The sequence below is a fragment of the Arcanobacterium ihumii genome (assembly GCF_900604515.1).
Taxonomy (GTDB): Bacteria; Actinomycetota; Actinomycetes; order Actinomycetales; family Actinomycetaceae; genus Arcanobacterium_A; species Arcanobacterium_A ihumii.
In genome coordinates this window covers 1,087,647-1,112,590 of sequence record NZ_UWOS01000001.1, presented here as the reverse complement: position 1 = coordinate 1,112,590, position 24,944 = coordinate 1,087,647, and the positions used below count along the sequence as shown (strand labels likewise).

The following is a 24,944-nucleotide window of genomic DNA, read 5'->3' as shown; positions in this document are numbered from 1 at the left end:
CTTTACTTTTCCTCGTTCCGAGATGTGCATTTAAGTGCGGTTTCAAACAGATCCTCGACTCGGCATTCAAGTGTGGTCGCGATTTTCATGAGGACTGTCATGCTTACGGGTTCGTTTTTGCCGAGTTTGGCTAACGAGTTTGTGCTGATTCCGGCGGCTTCACGTAGCTGGACTTTGTTCATATTTTTGTCTATGAGTATTTTCCAGAGTTTGTTGTACTGGAGTTTCATGGGCGTTCCTTTCGGCTCCACTTTTCACCGAAGAGGGCTTGCTCGTTGTTGTCGAGTTTGAGCACGGTGGTCTCTCGCAGAATGTGCTGGGCCTCTTGGGTGCATTCGCTGGTTTTGTCAACGGCGATGAAAATCTGTTTTTCGATTTGGTCGTTGTAGACGCGGATGAGGTTACTGAGATCCGGTCGAGGCATAGAGTCAAACATGACGGAGTCATGTGCCAGTGCGGGTAACACTGTGTTCTGAAGAACAGCAAGGTCATAGATAATCATGCTGCGATGATTCGTGCCAGTGCCCTTATCCTTAGGGGTCTCAAACGTGTAGCTGTTATATGCGCTCAGCGTGAGCTGTGGAGCGTTGTACTCCCCGCCGGTTACCTCGTCGTTGATCGCTTCCATTTGGGTGTTGATAGCGATTTCGATGGCTTCGAGAACGGTGGCTACTTGGTTGTGGTAGCGCTCGCTGGCATCTTTCTTTTCGATTCCAAGTCTGTTGCGGATATCGAATGCTTCGTTCTCGTCTTTGAGTTTGTTGATTCGTCGGTCGAGTGAGGTGTATGCATCGAGGAACTCGTCGGTGAATGCTTTGGATGCTGGGATTGAGTCCATATGTGAGAGCAATTGTGCTTCAACTTCTTGAAGTTCACTAATGTCGGCTTCAACAGCTGTTTTGGCTTGTTCGAGTTCTTCGCTGAGGATGGTTTGGATCCTTGAATGGAATTTTTCGACCTTGACGAGCGCTTCAAGGTCGGCTTCGGGAAAGAACTCGTGGAGAGCCTGTAAATCGGCTTCTGTTGGGTAAGCACCATGCTGGAGGTTCAGGTTCAGTAAGTGGAGTTCGTCTTGTCGAGCTTTGATTTCGCGGCGAGTGTCATCAAGTGAGCGTTTGAGGGCGTTTCGTTCATTCGCTTTCTCTACTTCGGTTGGTTGAACGTCAGCTTCGTCGAGGTTTGCGAGTTTTTGGCGCTCCAATTCGAGCGAAGCGATCTCAACGACATTGGCCTTGTACTTGGTCAGCCCGTCAACAGCGGAAGGGATGAATTCGTAGCGGCGCGCTGTGCGAAATGCTTTGATGCGCTCATCTGCGTCTTGGAGCTGTGTCTTGAAGTCCTCGATGGATTCGTAGTACTGGAAAAGTGAAATCAGGACGTTGATTGCGTCGCGTTTTGGTTCTTCCCCGCCCCGTGTCTGGAGGGGTTTGAGTTCGTTGTGGTTGTTCTTCCCGTAGATGCGGAAGAGACGACTGATGGTGTTACGGAACGAAGCGCCGGGCAGATTCATGTTGTATTGCTGGGCTAGCCATTGTGTGTACTTCTTGATGTCCCATGATTCGAGTACATTACGGTTCTCGTCGACTACAACGACGGTGTCCGCTTCTTCAGTGTTCCGGGAGAAGCGGTATTCAGTGTTATCAAATTCGAATGAGAAGTAGATGGTGTGGGGGTCGAGTTCGTTGACGGCGTCGCTCTGGGTGTAGGTATTTCCGCCGAATACGAAGTCAATGATGAGCATCATCGTGGATTTACCGATGGAACCTGCGGCACCCGTAACCGAACCTAGAATCGTGTTGAGCCCCATGTGGAACCGTATGGGTGGGCGTGGCTGGTCACCGATTTTGAATGCGTCGCAGCTTATTTCTTTGAGCATCTGTGGAGCATCCCTTCTTCGTTGAGGTCAATGCGGCCAAGCGCGTAGAGGCAGTCCAAAGCGTCGATGATCTTGAGCGGATCTACTGTTGTCGGGTGCAATCGCGTGGCGAGGTCTTTGGGAGACATGGGTTCACTGAGTTGAGTGAGGATTTCAGGAAGGAGTGGTAGCCCTGTGGCTTGATAGGAGAAGAGTTTGTTAGGCAGTAACATCGAAAACCTCGCAAGACTGAACGAAGTAGGAAACGACGAAAGCGCAGTAGCGAATGTCCTGTTTCGTGATTTGGCTTAACCGATCGCTTAGGTCAGCGTGGATACGCATCTTCGGGTATCCCTTCTCGACCAGCTTCTTGGATAGGGCCTTGATTTGTGCTCGTAAGAGGTTGTCGTCAAAGGTTTTGAGCCGGGCTTCTTCCTGCATTTGCCCTTCGATGAACCGGTAATACTTGGTCACGTGTCTCATTACTTCGTCGTAGAGAAAGAAGTCGATGCTCTCGTCGATCTTTGCTTTCACTGCAACGGGGTCGAATGACAATGGTTCGAAGTCTTGGAGTTTCGCATTACCGAGTTTCTCGATCACTTTGGTGATGCCACGCTCGATGTCGACCGTTGAGGCAACCTCTCGCGCCTCGGCGACCCGGGTCTGGATCTGCTTGTTCTTCTTCAGCTCGGTTTCGGCAGCCTTCTTGTGTCCGAGTGTGTAGTCGTGAAAACAGGTGGGACACAATGCAATCAGATTCGGATAGTCACGCGAATCTCCAGTGATTCTTGTGATCTCATACAGCGGTTCTGCGCGGTTGTTAGCTGCGGGGACTTGCAGGTGTTGTCCGCAGCCATTTCGTGAGCAGGTGTATTTGCATTCTTCGAGCAATCGCGACCCGAAACGACCCTTGGCAGTGGTTGAAGTAGTGCTGGCTTGTTGCAGTTTCCGATCGTTTTCAAGATCTGGGTTGACGATGAATTCAAAAGATTGCTGAAACAGGTCAAAGAGGATCTCGCCAACATTATCCTCATCGACATTTACATCCGTGAACGAGGCAATGCTCAATGCGAGCGCAGCTTTGACTTCGTCAGCCGATTGAGTCTCGATGTCGTTGACGTAGTTTAGCGAGTCGATGAAGTTGTCTCGGGTTGGGTTCGCGAGCATTCGGCGTGCCAATGTCTTTGGTAGACCGCGATTGAACCACTTGCGTAACGTCTCGTCCGAGTGATCTTCGCCCGGTGTTTTCCCTCGCGTTGTGAACCATTGTTCCTCAGGTACGGCAGAGAGTCTTTCGAGCATGTCGCGCATGAATGTTGCCGTGTTGCGCTCGCTTCCAAGATGCGGATAAGCGGCGCGTATTAGCTCAGTGAATAGCAATCTCTCACCGCCTTCACGCCAGTTTTTGTCCCACTTGTCCCAGGCTGTCCCAAAGTACCCAATCCCGCGATGGTGCGTTTTCTAACCTGAAATCAGCTCGCGAGAGATGGACAAAATTCTATCACGGCTGTGTTTTCGCAACCAGATTTTGGCTTTTGCGCATCTTTCGTTGGCTTCGTCGAGCCTGTGGCAAGGCTCGATGAGCAGGTCAATTAGGGATTGTGCACAGCCCTTGTCGACCTTGAGTACCAGGGGAAATCCAACGGTGCTCTCCCTTCGGTCACGATCACACACCGAAGGTAACGCCATACAACTGAGCTCAGGTTTCTACTCGTCCCAAGTCGGAACGATCTGCAGGAGCCACTGGGGCGGGCATCCATCCGGGTGTCCGCCCGTAGCCATGCCTATGCAGATCATTTCACCGAATTCATACGAGTAGCAGCGTCTCTTGTGGGTCTTTCCGCATCTAGCGGAAGGAGCCCACCGTGGCTACACCTACTTCTCAACCACAAGCCCGTCCATACGCCACTCGACGCAAGGTCGACTCCAATCGACGTGAGCACTGGCAGATTTACCTGCCATCCGATCGTGGATGCGCATGGGTAGAACTCATTGACTTCCCAGACGATCAAGAGTTCCGTGACCAGATCCTTGACCCGGATTTCCTTCCGGAGTGGAAACAGCTGTGGTTGGAGGACGCTTATCAGCGTTTTCGTGACCGTGAGAACGACCGCAAGCGTCGAAGCAGGGGTAAACAATCCGAGTTCGGGAGTGAGGACGACCTCCTTGACCCTCAACTCCACGCTAAGCGGCTACGGCGTGACTACGTGCGGGCGATGGTGCGGGAGGGTGAGGCGTTCGACCCCGAATTTCAATTGATTCGCCAGACGGATACGGAGGACGCTGAGAAGATGGTCGCCGAGATCCTGCTTCCGCTGACCGATCAGCAACGCAAGTACATCACCTTGTCGTTAGGTGAAGATCTCTCCTACGCAGATATCGCTCGATTAGAGCACCCCGACGCTGACCAGGCACAGATCAACAAGCTGGCTGACGCGGTGCGTAACTCCGTGAACCGTGCTGTGAAGCGAATCCACAAGATGTTCGGCACGACCCGTCCGGATTCACCCTGCCCCGAGGACGTATGAGTGCAAGCCCCACACGGCGGCAAGCACTGTTTCGAATCTTCCAGAAAGGGGAAAACTTATGGCAAAGCACAAGCTTCGCATCAACGTCACCGACGATGCGCCAGATGACTCGCTGGTTTCCGCCCGTACCGTCAGCCTGCGTGAACGACTATTGGCCAGGATCCTCGGCCGTAGGCAACGCGTCACGGTCCTCGTGCCTGGTCGTCAGGTTGGCAGCGTCGAAATTATCGAACCTGACGACGACCTCATGGCCTTGGCTGACGCTCTCAACGGGCGTACGGGAGGTGAGGGGCGATGATGGATTTTCAGGCCCGCAACAACCTGATCAACGCATGGAACCAGGCCGCCGCCTATGCGTGTGAGCAGGCGCAAGCCCTCGAAGATGACTGGTATGAGCAGGTTGAAGACCATGCAGGCATGATCGGTGACCACCCGATACCCGCCGCACGACTAGTTGGCACATCAGAACCAAGCCGTTCCCCAGCGCACGAAGAAACACCAGACATGTCTCCAGTTGCGGAGCCAGAACCTGCGGTGACTTTGGAGGACGTGCGTGGCGTGCTCGCACAGCTTTCAGCGCAAGGGCATACGGCGAAGGTTCGTGAGCTGATCGTCGAGGCTGGTGCGGACAAGCTCTCGGCGGTGGATCCAGTGAAGTTTGGCTGGCTTCTTGAGCGGGCTAAGGAGATTGCTGATGGCACCGTCTGATCACGCACTCCTCTCAGCTTCTGGTGCTCACAGGTGGCTTAACTGCACACCGTCCGCTCGGCTTGAGTCCGATGAGCCAGAGTCGACGTCGGCGGCTGCCGAGCAAGGTACCGCAGCACACGCACTGGCTGAGCACAAACTCCGCAAGGCTCTCAAGCAGCGCTCGAAACGGCCAGTCTCGTCTTGGATTGATGACGAGATGGAAAGCTTGACTGACGACTACGTCGCTTACGTCCAAGAACACATCTCGATCGCCCAGGAGACCTGTGGTGATCCGCAGGTGCTGATCGAGCAGCGCCTGGATTTTAGCCATATTGTGCCCGGAGGTTTTGGCACCGGGGATTGCGTGAACATCGCCGAACCTACCTTGCAGATTATTGATCTGAAGTACGGGCAAGGCGTGTTGGTTGAGGCCGAGCGTAATCCGCAGTTGATGTTGTATGCGCTCGGAGCGCTCCACGCTTTCGGGGATCTGTATGACATCGAGCGCGTAGCGGTCACGATCTATCAGCCGCGCCGGGCGAACGTCGACACCTGGGAAATCTCTGTTGCCGATCTCGAACACTGGGCTGAGACCGAGGTGAAACCTAAAGCCGAGCTCGCTGCCGCAGGTAAGGGTGAGTTTTGTCCTGGGTCGTGGTGTCAGTTTTGCAAGATCGCTCCCACCTGCCGGGCAAGAGCAGAAGCCAATCTTGCGCTTGCCAAGTTGGAGTTCGCCCCACCAGCAGAACTGTCAGACGTGGAGATTGCCGACGTGCTCACGAGGATTCCGCAGCTTAAAACCTGGGCGTCGGATGTTGAAGCCTACGCGCTCTCAAAGGCCGTCAACCAGGGCGTGGTCTTTGAGGGGTTCAAGCTCGTCGCAGGTCGTTCGGTACGCAAATACACCTCCGAAACCGACGTGGCTGCGGCGGCTGAAGCGGCGGGCTATAGGGACATCTATGACCGCAAGCTCATCACTCTTACAGCAATGGAAAAGCTGATGGGTAAACCCGCCTTCAACGAGATTCTTGGCGATTTCGTGACCAAACCTGCAGGCAAACCCACCCTGGTTCCTGCATCCGACAAACGGCCAGCGCTTGACCTGGTGAGTGCGGCCACCGATTTCAGTAACGACAACTAGAAGAAAGAAGAATGATTATGTCAACGACCAATCCGACCCGTATTGTCACCGGCGAAGTACGCTTGTCCTACGCACACGTCTGGGAGCCGAACTCTATCCAAGGCGGCAAGCCCAAGTACTCCGTCTCCCTGATTATCCCCAAGACTGATACTGCCACCATTGCCGCGATCGAGAAGGCCGTGGACGCAGCCATCGAGGCTGGTATTGGCAAGTTTGGGGGCAAGCGACCCAACAAGGCCGCCCTCAAACTCCCGCTGCGCGATGGAGATATTGAGCGCGACGACGAAGCCTACAAGGGCGCCTACTTCCTCAACGCCAACTCTCTGACCGCTCCACAGATTGTTGATATGAACGTCGCCCCGATCCTGGACCGCGCCGAGGTCTACTCGGGCTGCTACGCCCGCGTATCCCTGTCCTTCTACGCCTTCAATACGAACGGCAACCGAGGAATCGCCTGCGCACTGGGCAATATTCAAAAGACCCGTGACGGCGAGAGCCTTGGCGGTGGGCGCGTGAGCGCTGAGACTGACTTCGGTGCCTTCGCCGCTGATGACGACTTCCTGAACTAACCATCCCCACACGTGGAGGGAACCAGCGTTCATTGTTGGTTCCCTCCACATTTTCCTCTATGTGAAAGGAACCTCGTCATGCGAACACTCTTCTGCGATATCGAGACTTTCAGTCCTGTTCAGCTCGCCAAGACAGGCGTCTACCCGTATGCCGAACACCCAGACTTCGACCTGCTCCTCTTCGGATATTCGGTCGACGGTGGTCCCGTGGAGGTGGTGGATCTTGCCAGCGGTGAGACCCTGCCCGATGAGGTGCTGGCGGCACTGGTAGATCCATCCGTGGTCAAGTGGGCGCATAACGCCGCCTTCGAACGAGTCTGCCTATCTGCCTGGCTCCGCACGCATCATCCCGAGCTTCTCGGTGATGGGTTTCTTGACCCAAGGCAGTGGCGCTGCACCATGATCTGGTCGGCCTACCTTGGTCTGCCGATGAGCCTCGACGCAGTAGCCACAGTTTTGAAACTTGATGTTCAAAAAGACAGCGCCGGACGCAAGCTGATCAAGCAGTTTTGCACACCCGCCACACCCTCAGTCTTGAATGGCGGCAAGCGACGTAACCCACCATCGGCTGACCCGACCGGGTGGGCGCGGTTCATCGACTACAACCGGCGCGACGTCGAAGTCGAACAAGCCATCCACGACAGACTGGCTTGTTTTCCAATGCCAGAGGCCGAATGGGACACCTACGCTCTCGACCAACGCATTAATGATGCCGGGATTCTTCTCGACCACACGCTCGTCGATAATGCCGTTGCCGTGGACGAGCACCACCGCAATGCCACACTCGCTCGTGCGCAGAAGCTCACAGGGTTGGACAATCCCAACTCGCCGATCCAACTCAAACAATGGCTTGTCACCAGAGGGTGCGAACTCGAATCACTAGCGAAAGCCGAGGTCGATGCCGCCCTCGACACCGCCACTGGCGCGGTGAAAGAAGTCCTCGAACTGCGCGGCGATCTGGCGAAATCTTCGGTGAAGAAATACCAGGCGATGCAAAACGTCGCAGGCGCTGACGGCCGGGCGCGCGGTCTTATCCAGTTCTACGGAGCAGGGCGTACCGGACGCTTCGCAGGACGATTGGTACAAGTCCAAAACCTGCCAAGGAATTACCTGACAGATCTCGACCCAGCGCGCACGCTCGTCAGGACAGGCAACCTTGATGCGCTTGAGCTGCTCTACGAGTCCGTGCCCGACACGCTTTCACAGTTGATCCGCACCGCGTTTATCCCTTCACCTGGGCACAGGTTTATCGTTGCGGACTTTTCCGCAATCGAAGCGCGCGTTATCGCATGGCTCGCCGGAGAAACAACCACCCTGGCCGCCTTCCATGAGGGCAAAGACCTCTACTGCGAAACCGCTTCCCGCATGTTCGGCGTCCCAGTCGAGAAACACGGCGTTAATGGCGAGCTTCGCCAGAAGGGGAAGATCGCGGTGCTCGCCTGTGGCTATGGCGGCTCAGTTGGTGCTCTCAAAGCCATGGGAGCACTCACCATGGGACTCACCGAACACGAACTCAAACCTATCGTGGACGCATGGCGGCAAGCTAACCCGCACATCGTTGGGCTCTGGGCAGACGTCGAAGAAGCCGCGATCGCCGCGATCTCGTCGCGCCAGCCGATCCGGCTCCGGAACCTACGGTTCAACGTCGAAGCCGGAATCTTGTTCATCGAACTGCCCTCGGGCAGGCGGCTTGCCTATGTACAGCCGCGTCTGGGCGAGAACCGTTGGGGCGGCACATCCATCACCTACACCGGCACAACAACCGCACGGCGCTGGGGACAGCTCGAAACCTACGGAGGCAAACTCGTCGAGAATATCGTCCAGGCGATCGCTCGTGACCTGCTCGTCACTGGCATGCACGCAGTCGCCAAGACGGGGCATCGGATTGTGATGCATGTTCACGACGAGATCGTCATCGACGAACCCGAAAATTCCGGCTTCACCGTGACTGATGCTTGCGAGCTCATGTCCACGCTCCCAGCCTGGGCAGAAGGCCTGCCGCTGGATGCGGACGGGTACGAGTGTAATTACTATCGCAAGGACTAACTCCTACTCGTCGCCGAGCAGCAGCTTCGGGTCGGTTGTCATGAATTCACGTAGGTATTTGGCGATCTGCTGATCCGCAGCGCTCGGAGCCGGGTCGTTGTCGAGGTCGCGCAGATATTCCATGAAGGCGAATAGGCGCATGTTTTTCGCCATCGCCCACACCGTTGCTTTATCAATCTCACTCATACCATCCATGCTCGCTCGCACCGCCCCGATTTGTCTGCGGGGTATACACGGCATCTCGTGTGAAGCAATTTTCATGACACCCGTCCGGATTGGGTGGTGCTCAAGGACGTATGTGCGAGAGCCCCAAAGCTCAGTGAGCACAAACCCGCCCAGGGGGTAACTCCTGGAAGGTTTGCGGCCTACCACTGAGAGCTTCTCGCACCAACCGGTGCACATTCGTCTATTTGGCTCTCAGAACAGGAGCCTGTCATGGGTAAAACCATCCAAACCTTCACCAACGACCGTTTCGGGCAGGTACGCAGCTTCACCGCTAATGATCAGACATGGTTCATCGCCGCCGATATCTGCCAGGCCCTAGATCTCACGAACCCCTCGGTTGCCGTTTCGCGTCTCGATGCCGATGAGAAGGCTAAGTTCAACTTAGGGTTCTCTGGCGGTGCTACATGGTGCGTCAACGAGCCCGGCCTCTACGCGCTGATCATGGCATCACGCAAACCAGAAGCGAAAGCGTTCAAGCGTTGGGTCACCCACGAGGTGCTGCCGTCAATCCGTCGCTATGGCCTGTATGCCACCGACGAGCTGGTCACTAATCCCGAAGCGCTCCTCAAAGTGCTTGATGCGTACGTCGCTGAACGCCGCAAAACCGCAGAGCTCACGTTGCAGAATCTTGCTCAAGCTCAAGCCCTGGCTGAAGCGAAGCCGAAACTGTCTTACTACGACATGGTTCTCGAAGCTAAGGACGCTTTGCCGATCACGGTGATCGCGAAGGACTATGGGCTTTCTGGTCGCAAGCTCAACCAGCTCCTTCACGAACTCGGTATTCAGTACAAGCAATCGGGGGTGTGGCTGCTTTACGCACAGCACGCAGGCAACGGTTACACCGACACCAAAACCCACGTCATCGATGACGGCAACCGCACCCGGATTCACACCTACTGGACACAAAAGGGCCGCCTCTTCATCTACGAGGCCCTCAAGAACCAGCTCGGCATTTTGCCTGTCATTGAGCGTGAAGGTCAGGTGCAAGCATGAGCGCCACCACTTTGGATATTGGGTTTTCGAGGAAGAACACCGAAGGCTATCTGGATTTAACGAGCTATCACGCTTTGAAGAAGTTGCAGCGCGAACAGTTCGGCTACCGGCCCTTGGTTTATATCTGCTCGCCGTATTCGGGCGACACGGAAGCGAACGTTGAGCTCGCCCGCCAATTCTGCTCTTTCGCAGTAGCGGCAGGCAAGATCCCATTCGCCCCACACCTGCACTATCCGCAGTTTATGGATGACGCCGATCCTGATCAGCGTGAGTTGGCGATGTTTTTCAACAGGGTGTTGCTCGCCAAGTGCGAAGCGTTGTGGGCATATGTCGGACGCGTCAGCCTTGGTATGCGCTTAGAGATCGGGTGGGCGCGCGACCTCGAGTTGCCGATTAAGTTTTTCGATTCTGAATTCCAGGAGGTCACGCCATGACCACGCCCTTCACCCTCCATGCCGCCACCGTTACCGGCGTGCAGAACAACAACCACTACCCAAACAGGCACCGGGCCACTGACGCGGCCTCACTATCGAGGGTCGCGGGTTTCGATCATGTGGCCGCCACCTATGTGAATGATCGCCGCTCAACCGCAGCCTTCGTGGCGTCGGATTGCGTGGTGATGGATATCGACAACGACCACACCGAAACCCAAACCGAGTGGATCACACCAGAGCGCTTGGGCGAGTTGATGTCTGGGGTGGAGTTCATGACCGCCACCTCGCGTAATCACATGAAGGCGAAGGGTGTGCTTTCGGCGCGGCCGCGTTTCCACGTCTACTTCCCAATCCACGAAGTACACGACGCAGACGAATACGCGGGATTGAAGCATCGCCTCGCGGCGAGGTTCGCGTTCTTTGACAGTAATGCTTTGGATGCAGGAAGGTTCATCTACGGCACCCCTAACCCGCAAGTTACGGTGCATGAGGGCGACCAGTTGCTCGATGCATGGCTCGATAACGCTGACGAGATCGACGTGTTTGCCACCTTCGATCAAAGTACTCTCGTGATTGGTGAAGGGTCGCGCAACGCCACCCTCTCACGCTTCGCAGGCAGGGTCCTCATCCGCTACGGGCAGACAGATCAAGCCCGTGACCTGTTCGACCGCAAAGCATCATTATGCGAGCCGCCTCTGTCGGCTGGTGAGTTACAGACGATCTGGAATAGCGCGTGCAGGTTCGCCACGAAGGTCGCCTCCGACCCGAGCTATCTGCCACCGGAGGCGTATGCGCAGTTGACGAGTTTGAAGCCGGAGGATTTCACTGATGTCGGCCAAGCCATGGTTCTCGCCAGTGAATATGCGAATCGGATCTGTTACTCGCCAGCGACAGCGTGGATGGTTTACGAAGGCGGGGTGTGGGAGGAAAACGAACCCAAAGTCCAACACGTCGTCCAAGAACTGACCACCCGCCAGTTAGAGCAAGTAGATGCTGAGCTGGAGGCCATCAGCCAGCGCGCCAACGATCTCGGGGTGACGGCGATGCTCGCGGCCATGACGAAAACCAAAGCGCTGGGGATGTTCAGTTCTGAGCAGGCGCGGGTGTATCGGGAACTGACGGCGGCCCAAGAGTGGCAGAAGTTCATCTACAGATGCCGCTCCGACCGCACGATTCAGGCGGTTATGCGCCAAGCAAGGCCTCTCGCGCTTATCAATCCCGAAGTGCTCGATGCTGACGCTTATTTGCTCAATACGCCCTCGGCAACGTTTGACCTGCGTGACGGGAGTAGGCGTGATCATGACCCTGCGGACATGGTCACCAAGCAAACCGCCACCGACCCCAGCGATATTGGCTTGCAGGTGTGGCGTGATTCCCTTGAGCTGACCTTCGGCGGCGACCAAGAACTCATCGCCTACGTTCAGCGGGTGTGTGGATTAGCAGCGATTGGCAAGGTGCTCATCGAAGCCCTCATCATCGCTTACGGGGATGGCAACAACGGCAAATCCACGTTTTGGAACACTATCGCCCGCGTCCTCGGCTCCTATTCTGAAACCATCTCGGCGGAGGTGTTGATTGCGGGCAAGAAAAACAACGCCAAACACGAAATGGCTGAAACAAGGGCCCGCCGCCTCCTGATCGCAGGTGAGAACGACGAGGGCGTGCGCCTTTCAACCTCCTCAACGAAGCAGCTGGCCTCGACGGACAAGATCGCAGCGGAGAAGAAATACAAAGACCCCTTCTCCTTCACCCCCTCCCACACCCTCGTGCTCTACACCAACCACCTGCCCAAAGTCGGGGCGATGGATACCGGTATCTGGAGGCGCCTTGTCGTCATCCCCTTCACCCAAACCATCCAACCCAGTGTGGATGTGAAGAACTATGCCGACCACCTCTTCGAACAAGCAGGCGGCGCAGTCCTCGCCTGGATCATGGAAGGCGCACGCCTGATCCACGCCGAGAATTACCGGCTCGTCCCACCCACCTGCGTGGTTGAAGCGTCGGAGAAGTATCGGGCGGCCAACGACTGGTTCGCCCACTTCCTCGACGAATGCTGCGAGCTCGACCCAGGTCTTGAAGAGAAGTCTGGGGCGCTCTATTCCTCCTACAGGGCTTGGGCGCTTAGCCGTAGCGAGTACGTGCGCTCAACGAGTGATTTCTATTCGGCCGTGGAGAAAAACGGCTTCACCTCGCGTCGAAACAATCGTGGAAAACTCATCCGAGGACTTCGCTTGCTTGACGAATTCGAGCTCAACTAACGACGGGTGTGTTGGTCGTGTACGTCGGTACTAGCCCTTTATATAGAAGCCAAAAAAGTACTTCTATATAGAGGTTTAGAACTAGACCTACATGACCAACACAACCCTTGACAACTCAAGGAAAAGTCATGAACGAGAAAACAATCGAAGCGAAGCTCAAGAAAGCCGTTGAAGCCTCTGGCGGCTTGTGCTGGAAGCTCGTCTGCCCTGGAACCATCGGCGTACCCGACCGGATATGCCTGATGAGAAACCGGGCTGTCTTCGTCGAATTGAAAGTACCAGGACAGAAACCCAGGCCAATCCAGCAGCGTCGGATGAACCAACTACGCCAGCAAGGCTTTGTCACACTGGTTGTTGATTCGGTGGACGGCATACAGGAGGTACTTGATGCACTACACGCCGCATAACTACCAACAACAAGCCACCCGGTTCATCATCGACCACGACGAGGCCGCGATCTTCCTTGGCATGGGATTGGGTAAGAGCGTCATCACGTTGACGGCGATCTGGCAGCTCATGCTCGACTACTTCACCATCTCCCGCGTTCTCGTCATCGCGCCATTACGCGTCGCGCGCGATACCTGGCCTGCAGAAGTAGCCAAGTGGGATCACCTTGACGGGCTCACCGTCGCGGTTGCTGTTGGAACCAAGCAAGACCGGCTGGACGCGTTAGCCAAGTCTGCGATGGTGACCATCATCAACCGTGAAAACATCCCATGGCTCGTTACCCAACTCGGCAATAGCTGGCCGTTCGACATGGTCATCATCGACGAACTCTCCAGCTTCAAAAACCATCGCGCCAAAAGGTTCACTGCGCTGGTAAAAATGCGGCCGCACGTTAAGCGCTGGGTCGGGCTCACCGGCACGCCCGCGTCGAACGGGCTGATGGACGTGTGGGCGCAGTTCCGGCTCCTCGACGGCGGTCAGCGTTTGGGCCGTTTCATTACCCGTTACCGCGATCGTTGGTTCGTGCCCGACAAAAGGAACGGGATGCAGGTCTTCACCTACAAACCCCGCGTGGGTGCTGAGGACGAGATCTATGGGGCGATTTCGGATATGACGTTGTCGATGAGAACCACCGACCACCTGAAACTCCCGCCGTTGACGGTGACGACCACGCCAGTAACACTGGAGGCTAAAGAACGGCGCGTCTATGAGCAGTTGAAAGCCGATCTTGTCCTCCAACTCGGTGAGGCGACAATCGACGCCGCGAACGCCGCAGCACTCTCAGGCAAGCTCCTGCAGTTAGCGTCGGGAGCGATCTACGCCAGCGATGGCGAATGGACTGCGGTTCATGATCGCAAGCTCGACGCTCTAGAAGACCTCTATGAGGCAGCCAACGGCAACCCACTGCTCGTGGCCTACTGGTTTACCCATGACCGCGAACGCATCACCACCCGCTTCCCACAGGCACGCGAGTTGAATACCTCGGCTGATATCGAGGCGTGGAACAAGGGCGAGATTGCGCTTGGGCTGATTCACCCGGCATCGGCGGGTCACGGTCTGAACCTCCAGGCCGGTGGGCATCTGCTGGTGTGGTTTTCGCTCACCTGGTCTTTGGAGCTTTACCAGCAGACGAACGCCAGGCTTTATCGGCAAGGGCAAACCGAACCAGCCACCATCACCCACCTCGTTACCGAGGGGACGCTCGATGAAGCCGTCTTGCGTGCGCTTGATGCGAAGGATGCTACGCAGACTGCGTTGATTGACGCGGTCGCACAAGAAATCCACACAACCACTGAAAGGACACGCTCATGCATGTGATGACGAAATACCTCGACACTCGTAAGGCCGCGATTGCGGCGTTGCAGGATTATGCGGTGATGGAGCAGATCATCGACACCACCGACGATGCCATCAAAACTGCTTATGCTGATGCGGCCAGCCCAGCATCACCGCGCATGGACGGCACACCGCCCTCGGGTGATCTACACGCTTCGGAGAACAGGATCGTTGCAACGATCGATCGAATCGACACATACAAGGCTCGGTATGCGGAGGCCCGTCAGTACATGGACTGGTTCCTCCCAGCATGGGAAATCATCTCCGAGGACGACCGGTTGGTGTTGGAGGCATTCTTCCTCGGCGAAGGTACACAAGATGATGCGGTCCAGCAGATCTGCAACCACTTCTACGTCGAACGCACCACCGCCTACCAGAAGAAGTCCCGAGCACTGGCTAGGTTAGCGACCGCTCTCTACGGCCGTTTGTGAGGGGTTTGCACCCTTGCGCCAAAAGGTGTCAGGAACGGCGGATGCATTTAGCCCTTTTCCTTTGAGATGATGTAGGTGGTTGAAAAGTAGGAGAAGCCCCAAGAACCCACACACGGGAATCTTGGGGCTTCACCACATCCGGGAAGGAGTAACGCGATGCCGGTCAAACCAGCCTCCCCGTGCTCTCACCCTGGTTGTCCAGAGCTCACCCACGAACGCTACTGCGAGCAGCACGCGAAGGCGGAAGACGCACACTATCGGAAGTATCAGCGTGATCCGAAGATCAACCGCCGCTACGGCGCGCGTTGGCGCAAGATCCGCGCCGCCTACATCGCACAACATCCTTTGTGCGAAGACTGCCTAGAGCAAGGCAGCTATATGCCTGTCCAAGAGGTTCACCACGTTCTCCCGCTTGAGCACGGTGGCAGCCACGACTTTTCCAACTTGCGCAGCCTGTGCAAACCCTGCCACTCCAGGCAGAGCGCGTTAGACGGTGACAGATGGAGGCAAGCCCTTCAGGTCTACACCTACTAGATTTTTTGAAAATCGCGACATAACCACTAAGCACTTCCCCACCCTAAAAATATTGACCTTGTTCCCACGCCAAGTTACGGAACCAGTCGAGGATTCGGTTAGGGGTTGGGGGGCATCGAATCTCTACAGCCTTGGCGAAGGTCAGCGGGCGGGGCCAACCGCGCGCAAAGTTCCTGAATCAAACAGGGTATTAACACTTCGTTATTTGTCGGCAGTGCCAGTGAGGGGTGAAATCCCGCTGAGTGTTGCTCGGTTTTCTTGTGTTTTGTCCGTCCGGATTTGGGTTTGCCAGGGACGTACAGGTGAGGGCGGAAAACTCTGGAGCTTCTCATCCGGTGTTCTGGATCCCTCCCTGTCAGGTGTTCGCCTGTCTTGAGTTAACAAACTGGTTTCTAAAAAGGAGGAATCATGACAGATCAAATGGTGCTAAAAACACAGCAATGGCTCAATCGCACCTATAGGAGCAAGGCTGGATTCGGTTCAGTCGTAGAGGACGGATATACCGGCTGGGGCACGGTCAACGCTTTGATTCGGGCTCTGCAAATCGAGCTGGGTATTACGACAACGGCGAACAATTTCGGACCGGGAACTATCAGTCGCTTCCAGTCTCGGTGGCCTAACGGCATCCACCAACAGGATGACGGTGCGCAGGAGACTTCTAATGTGTACGGCATTATCCAAGGCGCCTTGTGGTGTAAGGGATATTCTGCTGGTGCCAGCGATATCACGACTCACTTCTATAGCGGAACTGGAAAGGCTATCAAACAGCTTAAGAGCGACATGGGCATTGGTGGGGATTCCACTGTGACGCTCGACGTCATGAAAGCGCTGTTGTCAATGCAGCAATTCGTCCTGCTTCGCTCTTATGGGGGCATTTCAGCGATTCGGCAAGCACAGCAACAAATCAACCAACAGTATCGCGCTTATACCGGAATCATCCCAACCGATGGACTCTACGGTCGGGAAATGAATACTGCTCTGATTCAGGTCTTGCAAGCCATTGAAGGATTTAGCCCTGCGGAAGCCACAGGTAATTTCGGCAATGGCACCAAAGCGCGTCTAACAATAGTTACACCCAGCAATGCGGCAAGTTTACCGAAGTGGGCTTGGCTAGCTCAGGTTGCTCTAGTGTGTAATCGGATTTCTCCCGATATCTATCCTTCTGCACAAACCGCACTGTCAACGTTCGTTCCGCAATTCCAAGCAAAGTATCAGCTCCCACGAAGCGGGGTGGTCGACTCGACTACATGGATGAGCCTGTTGACCTCGAAAGGTGATCCGAATCGCGCCTGTAAAGCATGCGATACACGCTTCGAGATTACGGCTGAGCGACTCAACCTACTTAAGGCGAACGGCTATGCGATCGTAGGACGTTACCTGACTGAGCCGAATCAGGATTCAAAAGATCCGTCTGACTATTTCAAAGCTATTCGCCCCGGAGAACTTGAACGCATCACGAAAGGTGGGATGAAGTTCTTCCCGATATTCCAAGAGTATTCCACCGAATTGCGCCACTTCACTCGAGAAAACGGAACTCGCCATGCCACGCTTGCAAGGCAAGCAGCCCAGCGACTGGGTATTCCGGGAACGTATATTTATTTCGCTGTTGATTTCGATGCGACAGACCCTCAGGTCACAAGTCATATTCTTCCGTATTTTCAGGGTGTGCGTGGAAGCCTGGGAGGCGGATACAAAGTGGGTATTTACGCATCACGCAATATTTGTAGCCGCATCATTAAAGCCGGCTACGCTGGAAGCGCGTTCGTCTCGGACATGTCTACAGGATTTTCTGGCAACCTCGGCTTCCCTATTCCTGATAGTTGGAACTATGACCAGTTCACTGAAATCAGTGACTACAAGGGTGCTGGTTTTGACCTTGATCGGGTCGCCTATTCAGGTCAAGCTCCAGCAGTGGATCATGTTGCTCCTTCGAGTGCCGGTGGCGCTGGGCCCGACACCAGCATTGACTACAACAAGTTGGCTCCGATTGATCTGATCTGGCATTTAGAGAAACGCTTCGAAGAACTTCGTGCCAGTGGCAAGGTTGGAAAAGACTACGTTGCGGGTTCTCATGGTGCGGGAACGTGGATTGCTGTTCCGACTTGGCGTTGCATACTCAACTATTTAGCAAAAGCCTATCTGCGTGACGGTGGTAGTGGATCTGCGGTGAACTGGTCCGTGTCTGCAGAAAGTTTCAGGAGTGCTGACGCGAGCGTACTTGAGAAGGACGCTGTAGGCAAGAAGATCATCGCAGCATTGAATCGCTATATTGATAACACTTGGCGGCAATCCATGACCGACAAGACCGGAGAATCAGTTGATCTGGCGCATCTGGCGGCAACAACACTTGGATACACCAACTGGAATGTTATCCCTGATGCGTGGACTGGCTGGGCTGGAGACCTAGCTACTGCCATGGAGAATATTCAGAAAACGCTTGAGTGGAATCCCAGTGCGAACCTGGATCAGGTGGCCACAGCCCTAGTCGGTCAAGGTAACGATTACCGTCAGCATCCTGGCTTGAAGGGGTTAGTACTTGACAAGAAAAACGACAAGGGAGAATGGGAATCGGTAGGAAACAACTGTAACCGTGACGACCTCTGCTGTGATGGAGACGCCATTATCATCGCCAACACGCTAGAAAACGGCAATGATTCCAACAGCCATCTTCTGTCGGCAACACTGCGTGAGTACTACAACAACTCCAGCAAACTAGCCAACAGATTCAAGCGGATCGCCAGCAGTGTTAATGCCTCAAATGCTTCAGGAGCGTTGACAGCATTCGTTTCAGTCATGTCAGGAGTTCCAGGTGGGGTTCTAAGGCGAAAGCTAGCTGGCTCAATTTCCTCAGAGGTGATTAATAAAGCCTGTGAAAAACTAGCGAACTTCATTTTCTGATGGATCATTAGAGTCAGAAACATGGCAGGCTACCCGTTTTCGTATCGCTAAACGAATCAGGTAGCCTGCCATGAAAATAACAGCTGGGATTCCATAAAGTCCACACCATTTAACATCCCAAGGGGAATTTGGAGCTACTGGATACCAAATGTGATTTCCGGTTGAAAACACGCTGCCTCCAGTTGAAATCCAAAATGACATAATGTCAGCAACCAAGCCAAAGCAGTAAAGCAAGAGTGGCAAAACAAAAAAGTTTAGCTGCCAGTCTGCTACCTGGATTTTCCGGGTGATTAATAATGCGACTACAGCTATGAGAATCGGTTCAATGACTACCGCAGGGTACAGCACCCACACCAGGTCGCTGAGAAAAACAGTCTGGAATACCAGCACACATACGGCATAGACCAGAGCGATTTTGACGATATCACGCATCAGTGCCCTTTCCCTCACCATACCTAGTCAGAGATAAGCCAACTTCACTATTGACTGAAATCTCATCGATGTTAGAACTGTCTCCATGCCTGTCTAAACTGCCACGTAATAGGAAACCGCTGGGCGCTATCCTGAGGCAGGAATTTGTTTTGTTGGCTTTATTGTGGACGCGGAGCTTCTTAATCGCCCAGTCGTAGTGGCTAGGCGCCGCCGACACAAAATAGGAGCCCAGCGATGTGCCGCCTGTCCAGGGGAAATACTTCTTGGTGAATAGCTCCTCGTTGGTGAACTTGCCGATGAGCTCGATGATCTGCGAATGGCTCGAGGCCAGAATCTCCTGTATGTCGCCCAGTGGCGTGTCTTGGTATTGCTCCCAGATTTCCGTATTCAGTGCTGGCGTGGTTCGCCACGTGTGAGGTGCGGGCAGGAATGACTGGGCGGTCCCGTTTTGATTAGCGTCAACAAAGTCGAACAGCATCTTTTGCCACGCGTATAGGTGGGCAAGGACATCGCGTAGGTTCTTGTCTCTGCCCCAGTGGGGTTCAGGACGGTCGAAGTCAGCACCGAAAAACAGGCTGACCTTTTCTATCTCTGGTCGCATGGAGTCAATCAATGCTTGCAGCACATCCCATTGGGAAGTGGTTGCTTCTAACAGTTCCGTTTTCGTTTTCGCTCGACCCATACCTAATTGTAACACAAGACGGCACGAAATTAGTAGAGGAGGCTTACGCCGTGGCGAAAGACGGAACGAACCGAGGCGGACGCCGCGTCCGTGCGGGAGCGAAACCCGACCCGCTGAACGAGAAGCTCGCCGCAGGCCGCCCAACCACACGGCTTGAGGATCCGCTGAATGAGCCGTTCGACTTTGAAGGCTCAGACATTGGAGACGGTGCGGTACTTTCTGGTGAGACCATGCCTGAACCATCGGATTATCTCTCCGACATTCAGCGCGACGGCAAACCACTCGGCGCTGACCTCGTCTACCGAGAAACATGGCAATGGCTCGACCAACGCGGCTGTTCCCAGTTTGTTGCACCGCGCTTGATTGAAGCCTATGCGCAGGCATTCGCGCGTTATGTGCAGTGCGAGCAGGCGATCTCCAAGTTCGGCCTGCTTGGCAAGCATCCGACCACGGGTGCCGCGATCGCTAGCCCATTTGTGGCGATGAGCCAGTCGTTTGGGAAGCAAGCGAATGTGTATTGGTATGAGATTTACGAGATCGTGCGCGCCACCTGCACCACCGACTACTCGGGCGCAGCTCCTGGTGATGACGTGATGGAGCAACTGCTCAAAGCCCGCTCCTAAAACAACCCTTTTTCGTGCCTGCCTGTGTTTGACGGGTGGGCGTTTTGTTTCGCCCCTTTTGATCTGAAAGTGAGTGTGTGTATGTCTGTTACGAAGACTGCTGAGGCCGTGTGTGTCGGCCATCCCGATAAGCTCTGCGATCTGATCGCTGACACGATCCTTGACGATATCCTCTATGAGGATCCTGTTGCCCGCGTTGCAGTAGAAGTGATGGCATCTGGGCGACGGATTATCGTCACAGGTGAAATCACCACTACCTGCCGGCCGCGTATTCGTGAATCGGTGCGTTACGCGCTGGTAAAGGCGGGTTATGTGCCGTGGAAGTTCCTCGTCTTCGTCTGGACACACCGCCAATCCCCAGACATCAACGCAGGAGTCACCCGATCGCTCGAAGCACGGTTCGGTGACGACACCGAATTCGCCCTCCAAGGAGCAGGTGACCAAGGCACCGTCTTCGGTTACGCCACGGTCGAGACCCCGGAGCGTTTGCCATTGCCGCTTGTGCTCTCACACGAGATTTGCGCCCGCCTCGATAAGGCGCGCAAGGACGGCACGATCACCGGGATCAAGTCCGATGGTAAGGCGCAGGTGACAGTTCGTTACGACGATGTTGGTAGGCCCGTGGCGGTTGAGACGGTGGTGGTGTCGATCCAACACGAGAAGATCAAGGATCTGGATGAGCTTGCAGCTGAGGTCAAAACACTGATCGTCGCACCCGCGTGCAAACCGTACCTGTCGATCAGCGCCGACACCGAGATTCTCGTCAACCCCTCCGGATCTTTTACGGTTGGTGGGCCGAAAGCAGACACGGGTCTGACGGGCCGCAAGCTGATGGTCGACACCTACGGCGGACTCGCGCTCCATGGTGGTGGCGCGTTCTCGGGCAAGGACGCCTCGAAGGTTGACCGTTCGGGTACCTATATGACGCGCCTGATCGCCCGCACGATCGTCGACGCTCGTCTGGCTCATGAGTGTCAGGTGGCGATCAGTTATGCGATTGGGAAAGCTGATCCGGTCGCCTTCACCATCGACACCCTCGGCACCGGCGAATACTCTGACGAGATCCTCACTGCTGCTGCACGGGAAGTGTTTCCGCTGCGCCCCGGAGCAATCATCGACGCCTTGAACCTTCGCAAGCCTGGCTTTACACAGTATTCAACCTACGGTCACTTCGGCCATGCCGGTCTGCGCTGGGAGAGCTCGTTCGCTCACGTTAATGCTTTAGGGAAGGCGGTGAAGAAGCATGCTCATGAAAACAATGCCAATAGCTGAGCTGAAGCCCGCTGACTACAACCCTCGTAAAGACCTCCAGCCCGGCGATCCCGAATACGAGAAGCTCAAGCGATCCCTGACCGAGTTTGGCTACGTCGAGCCCGTTATCTGGAACTCCACCACCGGGCATGTCATTGGTGGTCATCAGCGCTTGAAAGTGCTCGAAGACCTCGGCCACACGGACGTGGACGTGATCGTCGTGGAGCTGGATGAGACGCGCGAGAAAGCACTCAACATCGCGCTCAACAAGATCAGCGGCGAATGGGACCAGGACAAACTCTCACTCTTGATTGCCGACCTCGATGCTTCGGATTTCGACGCTGAACTCACCGGTTTCGATGACGCTGAGATCGCGCAGCTTATCGGCTCATTGGATGAGGGTGAGGTGGAGGATGACGAGTTTGACCTCACCGCCGCGTTAGAAGCTGCTACTTTCGTGGAGCGTGGGGATATCTGGACGCTTGGCCGCCACCGACTCGTGTGCGGCGACGCCACCAGCGCCGAGGACGTCGAGTTGTTGATGGATGGTAAGCGTGCGAATCTTGTGTTGACCGATCCGCCATATAACGTCGCCTTCGAATCAGGATCCGGATTGTCCATCAAGAACGACAAGATGGATGGCGATAAGTTCTACGATTTCCTGCTATCAGCGTTTTCGAACATGGTGGGCGTGTGTGAGAAGGGCGCATCCGCGTATGTGTTCCACGCTGACACTGAAGGATTGAACTTCCGTCGCGCTTTTCAAGATGCTGGTTTCTACCTGTCGGGCTGTTGTATTTGGGTTAAAGATTCCCTCGTATTGGGACGTTCCCCGTATCAGTGGCAGCACGAGCCGGTGCTATTCGGGTGGGTGAAGACGGGTAAGCACAAGTGGTACGCCGACCGGAAACAAACCACGATCTGGAACTTCGCCAAGCCCCGCCGCAACGCTAACCACCCCACCTCCAAACCGCTGGATTTGTTGGCGTATCCGATCGGGAACTCCACCCAGGCGAACACGATCGTGCTCGACACCTTCGCAGGCTCAGGCTCCACACTCATGGCAGCTGAGGCAACCGACCGCATCGCCTACTGCATGGAACTCGACGAAAAATACGCCTCCGTGATCCTGCGCCGCTACGCCGACGCCACCGGAGACGCCGCAGGAATCACGTGTCTCCGCGACAGCCAGCAGCTCGCCTACCTGGATGTCGTGAAGGCAGTGGATCGAGGCACCACATGACCGCGTTGACGCTTGGCTCTCTGTTTGACGGGTCGGGCGGCTTCCCACTCGCCGCCCTCAACGTCGGTATCCGCCCCGTCTGGGCGTCCGAGGTGGAGCCGTTTCCGATCCTCGTCACCACCACCCGTCTGCCCGCGGTCACCCACCTCGGCGACGTCAACACTATCGACGGCACCGTGATCGAGCCGGTGGACATCATCTCGTTCGGGTCGCCGTGCCAAGACCTGTCGGTCGCAGGACGGCAGACCGGGCTGGCAGGTTCACGTTCCGGCCTGTTCTTTCAGGCTGTTCGCATCATCAAGGAAATGAGGGAGGCGACTAATGACCAATATCCCCGATTTGCTGTCTGGGAGAACGTGCCGGGAGCCTTCTCCTCCAACCAAGGGGCGGATTTCGCCGCCGTCCTCACGAGCCTCATCCAGGTCGTCGCGCCGTCCGTCCCTGACGTGCCTGTTCCTGACACGCGGTGGGCCGACGCTGGGACCGTCGTGGCAGGCGGATGCTCGGTTGCGTGGCGTGTACTCGATGCGCAACATTTCGGCCTCGCCCAACGACGCCGCCGCATCTACCTTGTCGCAGATTTTGCAGGCCGATCCGCACCCGAGATTCTTTTTGAGCCCGCGAGCCTGCCAAGGAATCCTGAATCGGGCGGCACGCAAGAACAAGACCATGCCCACACCCCTGAAGCAAGCCTTGGAGGCCGTAGCAGCTCGGTGATATTGATGGATCATCATCCGCAGGACTCGAGGTTGACCGTCAACTCCTTGGGGGTGGTGCAGACGCTGACTGCCCGGATGGGCAACTCACCCACCAACGTCCCCATCCTCCTCGACGTCCCAGAGGAACGCAGGGTGTTTGGCCTGAATTCGATCCACCAGTCCCGCAGCGGTGGCGGCCACTACGGCTACGAAGCAGAAGTGTCGAAAACCCTCGACCTGAAAGGCGGAGAGCCGACCTGCAACCAAGGCGGCATGGTCATCTTGGAACCCGTCTATGCCGCATCCAAGGCCGACTATTTCACCCGCACCACCAAGGATCAGGCAGGTGCGCTGCTGGCCACGGATTACACCGACCCGCCCATGGTCGCCAGCTCGTCGCTGCGCCCCAGACGGTTGACGCCGGTCGAGTGCACCCGGTTGCAGGGCTTCCCCGACGACTGGTGCGACCAGCTCGCCATCACCGACCCCACCGATGCCCAGCTCGACTACTGGGTGGACGTGTGGGCCGAATGGAACCGCCTCCGAGGCGTTAGGCCGCGCTCCCGCAAGCAGGTCGCCAGCTGGCTCGCAGACCCGACGTCGGATTCGGCGCAATACAAGTTGTGGGGCAACGGGATCGCTTTGCCCGTGGCTCGCCACGTCCTTGAAAGACTGAAGAATTTTGCTCGCGCAAGGACTGGATAAGCGCTCGCACCTATGGCTGTATGTACATGACCAAACGACCCCCTAACTAGAGGAAAGAGGAGATGGAGGATGGTCATGAGTGATTTACATATTGAGATCAGCGAGATGCTCGAAGCGGGCATCAATATCTGGGACGTCGAGGAAGCCCTCGACATTGCACGAAAGTGGAACTTCCCGCTGGTTGCCGGGGCAATCGAACACGACGCAACCGGCTACCTGCAACTGGTCGAGTCTTGGTTTGACGGTGAGGGTGTGGCGGCATGAACCAAATTTCGTTCGTCCCGAACAAGAGCGGGCGTAAGAAACTCGCCAACACCATCGCCGCTCACCTTGGTCTCACGGCAGTTTATGCGGGAGCACCCACGTTCGACTACCAGATCGGAGATGCACGGTTGGACCGGGACTGGACCCTTCACCTCCCAGAGGACATCGACGCCGAAGCGCTCATTGAAGCCACACAGAAGGCCGGGTTCGCGCCCACGAGCGAGGAGTACGGGCTGACGCTTGCTTTCCCCACGACAGGTTGGGACGAAGCCACAGCCGCGAAGCTCGAAGCCCTGCTCGCCGCCAAGGGAGAACTCATCGCTAAGGCGCTGGGCATTCCGGCCACTCCGATGAATTTGAATGCGGTGGAGGGAACGGTTGAGTTTGCCTGGTTCGAACAACTTCCTGACGCGGAGGTGATCGAGGCGGCCAGTGTGCTCCTTCAGCTCATGATCGAGCAAGCCAAGACCTCCACCCGCATCTCACCGAAACCACCTGAACCAGGGAATGATAAGTATGCGATGCGCTGCTGGCTCCTACGCCTGGGCATGATCGGCGACAGCTACAAGCACGTGCGCCGAGTCCTGCTGACCAACTTGGAAGGGAATGCGGCGTGGAAAACCACGCCCACACAGGCCGAATAAACGGGAAATATGCAAGAG

The 24,944-nt window shown here is 55.8% G+C and carries 27 protein-coding genes; 20 read left to right on the top strand and 7 right to left on the bottom strand.

Annotation, left to right across the window (positions count from 1 at the left end):
- Positions 1-2: 2 nt before the first annotated feature.
- From EIH22_RS04990 to EIH22_RS04975, 4 genes are read right to left on the bottom strand one after another with little or no spacing between them, the layout of a single operon-like run.
- Positions 3-230, bottom strand: coding sequence for a helix-turn-helix domain-containing protein (locus EIH22_RS04990; RefSeq protein WP_073716805.1), 228 nt, complete (start codon positions 228-230; stop codon positions 3-5).
- A complete protein-coding gene (locus EIH22_RS04985) occupies positions 227-1,876 on the bottom strand; it encodes a DUF2326 domain-containing protein (protein ID WP_073716804.1) in 1,650 nt (549 codons plus the stop codon). Before EIH22_RS04985 ends, EIH22_RS04990 begins: the two co-directional genes overlap by 4 nt.
- Positions 1,861-2,088, bottom strand: a complete 228-nt coding sequence (locus EIH22_RS04980) for an ABC-three component system middle component 7 (protein WP_073716803.1) — start codon at positions 2,086-2,088, stop codon at positions 1,861-1,863. Before EIH22_RS04980 ends, EIH22_RS04985 begins: the two co-directional genes overlap by 16 nt.
- Positions 2,075-3,235, bottom strand: a complete 1,161-nt coding sequence (locus EIH22_RS04975; RefSeq protein WP_124054636.1) for an ABC-three component system protein — start codon at positions 3,233-3,235, stop codon at positions 2,075-2,077. Before EIH22_RS04975 ends, EIH22_RS04980 begins: the two co-directional genes overlap by 14 nt.
- 485 nt (positions 3,236-3,720) lie before the next feature.
- Between EIH22_RS04975 and EIH22_RS04970 the strand changes: the two genes are divergently transcribed.
- The 6 genes from EIH22_RS04970 (at position 3,721) to EIH22_RS04945 (ending at position 8,829) form a co-directional block, all read left to right on the top strand.
- On the top strand, positions 3,721-4,383 hold the full coding sequence (locus tag EIH22_RS04970; RefSeq protein ID WP_235001774.1) for a sigma-70 RNA polymerase sigma factor region 4 domain-containing protein: 663 nt from the start codon (positions 3,721-3,723) through the stop codon (positions 4,381-4,383).
- 58 nt (positions 4,384-4,441) lie between these two features.
- Positions 4,442-4,681 carry a hypothetical protein gene (locus tag EIH22_RS04965; RefSeq protein WP_073716801.1) on the top strand — a complete coding sequence of 80 codons (240 nt, stop codon included), beginning with the start codon at positions 4,442-4,444 and terminating at the stop codon, positions 4,679-4,681.
- Positions 4,678-5,091 carry a hypothetical protein gene (locus EIH22_RS04960; RefSeq protein WP_200829171.1) on the top strand — a complete coding sequence of 138 codons (414 nt, stop codon included), beginning with the start codon at positions 4,678-4,680 and terminating at the stop codon, positions 5,089-5,091. The genes EIH22_RS04965 and EIH22_RS04960 overlap by 4 nt, the downstream gene beginning before the upstream one ends.
- Complete coding sequence (locus EIH22_RS04955) at positions 5,078-6,214, top strand: DUF2800 domain-containing protein (RefSeq protein WP_124054635.1); 1,137 nt, start codon at positions 5,078-5,080, stop codon at positions 6,212-6,214. Before EIH22_RS04960 ends, EIH22_RS04955 begins: the two co-directional genes overlap by 14 nt.
- 11 nt (positions 6,215-6,225) lie before the next feature.
- A complete protein-coding gene (locus tag EIH22_RS04950; RefSeq protein ID WP_124054634.1) occupies positions 6,226-6,783 on the top strand; it encodes a DUF2815 family protein in 558 nt (185 codons plus the stop codon).
- 78 nt (positions 6,784-6,861) lie between these two features.
- Positions 6,862-8,829, top strand: a complete 1,968-nt coding sequence (locus EIH22_RS04945; protein ID WP_124054633.1) for a DNA polymerase — start codon at positions 6,862-6,864, stop codon at positions 8,827-8,829.
- 3 nt (positions 8,830-8,832) lie between these two features.
- Here the strand turns inward: EIH22_RS04945 and EIH22_RS04940 are convergent, their stop codons facing one another.
- Entirely contained in the window at positions 8,833-9,015 is a 183-nt protein-coding gene (locus tag EIH22_RS04940; RefSeq protein ID WP_235001773.1) for a hypothetical protein, read from the bottom strand.
- A 249-nt stretch (positions 9,016-9,264) separates the two neighbouring features.
- Here EIH22_RS04940 and EIH22_RS04935 point away from each other — a divergent pair, with 249 nt between their 5' ends.
- The 8 genes from EIH22_RS04935 to EIH22_RS04895 all read left to right on the top strand — a co-directional run bounded on the left by EIH22_RS04935 (position 9,265) and on the right by EIH22_RS04895 (position 18,384).
- Entirely contained in the window at positions 9,265-10,047 is a 783-nt protein-coding gene (locus tag EIH22_RS04935) for a phage antirepressor (protein ID WP_124054631.1), read from the top strand.
- Positions 10,044-10,481, top strand: coding sequence for a DUF7768 domain-containing protein (locus tag EIH22_RS04930; protein ID WP_073716795.1), 438 nt, complete (start codon positions 10,044-10,046; stop codon positions 10,479-10,481). The genes EIH22_RS04935 and EIH22_RS04930 overlap by 4 nt, the downstream gene beginning before the upstream one ends.
- Positions 10,478-12,739, top strand: a complete 2,262-nt coding sequence (locus tag EIH22_RS04925) for a phage/plasmid primase, P4 family (protein WP_124054630.1) — start codon at positions 10,478-10,480, stop codon at positions 12,737-12,739. The genes EIH22_RS04930 and EIH22_RS04925 overlap by 4 nt, the downstream gene beginning before the upstream one ends.
- 128 nt (positions 12,740-12,867) lie before the next feature.
- Positions 12,868-13,146 carry a VRR-NUC domain-containing protein gene (locus EIH22_RS04920; RefSeq protein WP_073716793.1) on the top strand — a complete coding sequence of 93 codons (279 nt, stop codon included), beginning with the start codon at positions 12,868-12,870 and terminating at the stop codon, positions 13,144-13,146.
- Entirely contained in the window at positions 13,127-14,503 is a 1,377-nt protein-coding gene (locus EIH22_RS04915; protein ID WP_124054629.1) for a DEAD/DEAH box helicase, read from the top strand. Before EIH22_RS04920 ends, EIH22_RS04915 begins: the two co-directional genes overlap by 20 nt.
- Entirely contained in the window at positions 14,494-14,952 is a 459-nt protein-coding gene (locus tag EIH22_RS04910) for a hypothetical protein (protein ID WP_073717232.1), read from the top strand. Before EIH22_RS04915 ends, EIH22_RS04910 begins: the two co-directional genes overlap by 10 nt.
- A 156-nt stretch (positions 14,953-15,108) precedes the next feature.
- Positions 15,109-15,486 carry an HNH endonuclease gene (locus EIH22_RS04905; protein WP_073717231.1) on the top strand — a complete coding sequence of 126 codons (378 nt, stop codon included), beginning with the start codon at positions 15,109-15,111 and terminating at the stop codon, positions 15,484-15,486.
- A 408-nt stretch (positions 15,487-15,894) separates the two neighbouring features.
- Positions 15,895-18,384 carry a glycoside hydrolase domain-containing protein gene (locus EIH22_RS04895; RefSeq protein WP_073717229.1) on the top strand — a complete coding sequence of 830 codons (2,490 nt, stop codon included), beginning with the start codon at positions 15,895-15,897 and terminating at the stop codon, positions 18,382-18,384.
- Here EIH22_RS04895 and EIH22_RS04890 read toward each other — a convergent pair.
- Entirely contained in the window at positions 18,364-18,816 is a 453-nt protein-coding gene (locus EIH22_RS04890) for a hypothetical protein (RefSeq protein WP_073717236.1), read from the bottom strand. The two genes, EIH22_RS04895 and EIH22_RS04890, sit on opposite strands and share 21 nt — an antisense overlap.
- On the bottom strand, positions 18,809-19,498 hold the full coding sequence (locus tag EIH22_RS04885) for a ClbS/DfsB family four-helix bundle protein (RefSeq protein ID WP_124054628.1): 690 nt from the start codon (positions 19,496-19,498) through the stop codon (positions 18,809-18,811). The genes EIH22_RS04890 and EIH22_RS04885 overlap by 8 nt, the downstream gene beginning before the upstream one ends.
- Positions 19,499-19,548: 50 nt before the next feature.
- Here EIH22_RS04885 and EIH22_RS04880 point away from each other — a divergent pair, with 50 nt between their 5' ends.
- From EIH22_RS04880 to EIH22_RS04855, 6 genes are all read left to right on the top strand, one after another.
- Entirely contained in the window at positions 19,549-20,121 is a 573-nt protein-coding gene (locus tag EIH22_RS04880; protein ID WP_073717227.1) for a P27 family phage terminase small subunit, read from the top strand.
- Positions 20,122-20,202: 81 nt separating this feature from the next.
- Positions 20,203-21,393 carry a methionine adenosyltransferase gene (gene metK / locus EIH22_RS04875; protein ID WP_124054627.1) on the top strand — a complete coding sequence of 397 codons (1,191 nt, stop codon included), beginning with the start codon at positions 20,203-20,205 and terminating at the stop codon, positions 21,391-21,393.
- The gene (locus EIH22_RS04870) at positions 21,365-22,615 is read left to right on the top strand and encodes a site-specific DNA-methyltransferase (RefSeq protein WP_006680352.1); all 1,251 of its coding nucleotides are present in this window, start codon (positions 21,365-21,367) and stop codon (positions 22,613-22,615) included. Before metK ends, EIH22_RS04870 begins: the two co-directional genes overlap by 29 nt.
- Positions 22,612-24,018: a DNA cytosine methyltransferase gene (locus EIH22_RS04865; RefSeq protein WP_124054626.1), complete on the top strand. Its 1,407-nt coding sequence runs from the start codon at positions 22,612-22,614 to the stop codon at positions 24,016-24,018. Before EIH22_RS04870 ends, EIH22_RS04865 begins: the two co-directional genes overlap by 4 nt.
- Before the next feature lie 75 nt (positions 24,019-24,093).
- Entirely contained in the window at positions 24,094-24,282 is a 189-nt protein-coding gene (locus EIH22_RS04860) for a cell division protein (protein WP_070448258.1), read from the top strand.
- Complete coding sequence (locus tag EIH22_RS04855; protein ID WP_070448213.1) at positions 24,279-24,926, top strand: hypothetical protein; 648 nt, start codon at positions 24,279-24,281, stop codon at positions 24,924-24,926. Before EIH22_RS04860 ends, EIH22_RS04855 begins: the two co-directional genes overlap by 4 nt.
- Positions 24,927-24,944: the final 18 nt, after the last annotated feature.

Coding starts and splice junctions, on each gene's coding strand:
- EIH22_RS04980 (WP_073716803.1), bottom strand. CDS start 2,088: ATGTTACTGCCTAACAAACTCTTCTCCTATCAAGCCACAGGGCTACCA.
- EIH22_RS04915 (WP_124054629.1), top strand. CDS start 13,127: ATGCACTACACGCCGCATAACTACCAACAACAAGCCACCCGGTTCATC.
- EIH22_RS04870 (WP_006680352.1), top strand. CDS start 21,365: ATGCTCATGAAAACAATGCCAATAGCTGAGCTGAAGCCCGCTGACTAC.
- EIH22_RS04960 (WP_200829171.1), top strand. CDS start 4,678: ATGATGGATTTTCAGGCCCGCAACAACCTGATCAACGCATGGAACCAG.
- EIH22_RS04985 (WP_073716804.1), bottom strand. CDS start 1,876: ATGCTCAAAGAAATAAGCTGCGACGCATTCAAAATCGGTGACCAGCCA.
- EIH22_RS04860 (WP_070448258.1), top strand. CDS start 24,094: ATGAGTGATTTACATATTGAGATCAGCGAGATGCTCGAAGCGGGCATC.
- EIH22_RS04890 (WP_073717236.1), bottom strand. CDS start 18,816: ATGCGTGATATCGTCAAAATCGCTCTGGTCTATGCCGTATGTGTGCTG.
- EIH22_RS04965 (WP_073716801.1), top strand. CDS start 4,442: ATGGCAAAGCACAAGCTTCGCATCAACGTCACCGACGATGCGCCAGAT.
- EIH22_RS04945 (WP_124054633.1), top strand. CDS start 6,862: ATGCGAACACTCTTCTGCGATATCGAGACTTTCAGTCCTGTTCAGCTC.
- EIH22_RS04990 (WP_073716805.1), bottom strand. CDS start 230: ATGAAACTCCAGTACAACAAACTCTGGAAAATACTCATAGACAAAAAT.
- EIH22_RS04865 (WP_124054626.1), top strand. CDS start 22,612: ATGACCGCGTTGACGCTTGGCTCTCTGTTTGACGGGTCGGGCGGCTTC.
- EIH22_RS04910 (WP_073717232.1), top strand. CDS start 14,494: ATGCATGTGATGACGAAATACCTCGACACTCGTAAGGCCGCGATTGCG.
- EIH22_RS04925 (WP_124054630.1), top strand. CDS start 10,478: ATGACCACGCCCTTCACCCTCCATGCCGCCACCGTTACCGGCGTGCAG.
- EIH22_RS04855 (WP_070448213.1), top strand. CDS start 24,279: ATGAACCAAATTTCGTTCGTCCCGAACAAGAGCGGGCGTAAGAAACTC.
- EIH22_RS04950 (WP_124054634.1), top strand. CDS start 6,226: ATGATTATGTCAACGACCAATCCGACCCGTATTGTCACCGGCGAAGTA.
- EIH22_RS04895 (WP_073717229.1), top strand. CDS start 15,895: ATGACAGATCAAATGGTGCTAAAAACACAGCAATGGCTCAATCGCACC.
- EIH22_RS04935 (WP_124054631.1), top strand. CDS start 9,265: ATGGGTAAAACCATCCAAACCTTCACCAACGACCGTTTCGGGCAGGTA.
- EIH22_RS04885 (WP_124054628.1), bottom strand. CDS start 19,498: ATGGGTCGAGCGAAAACGAAAACGGAACTGTTAGAAGCAACCACTTCC.
- EIH22_RS04930 (WP_073716795.1), top strand. CDS start 10,044: ATGAGCGCCACCACTTTGGATATTGGGTTTTCGAGGAAGAACACCGAA.
- EIH22_RS04955 (WP_124054635.1), top strand. CDS start 5,078: ATGGCACCGTCTGATCACGCACTCCTCTCAGCTTCTGGTGCTCACAGG.
- EIH22_RS04940 (WP_235001773.1), bottom strand. CDS start 9,015: ATGAGTGAGATTGATAAAGCAACGGTGTGGGCGATGGCGAAAAACATG.
- EIH22_RS04905 (WP_073717231.1), top strand. CDS start 15,109: ATGCCGGTCAAACCAGCCTCCCCGTGCTCTCACCCTGGTTGTCCAGAG.
- metK (WP_124054627.1), top strand. CDS start 20,203: ATGTCTGTTACGAAGACTGCTGAGGCCGTGTGTGTCGGCCATCCCGAT.
- EIH22_RS04920 (WP_073716793.1), top strand. CDS start 12,868: ATGAACGAGAAAACAATCGAAGCGAAGCTCAAGAAAGCCGTTGAAGCC.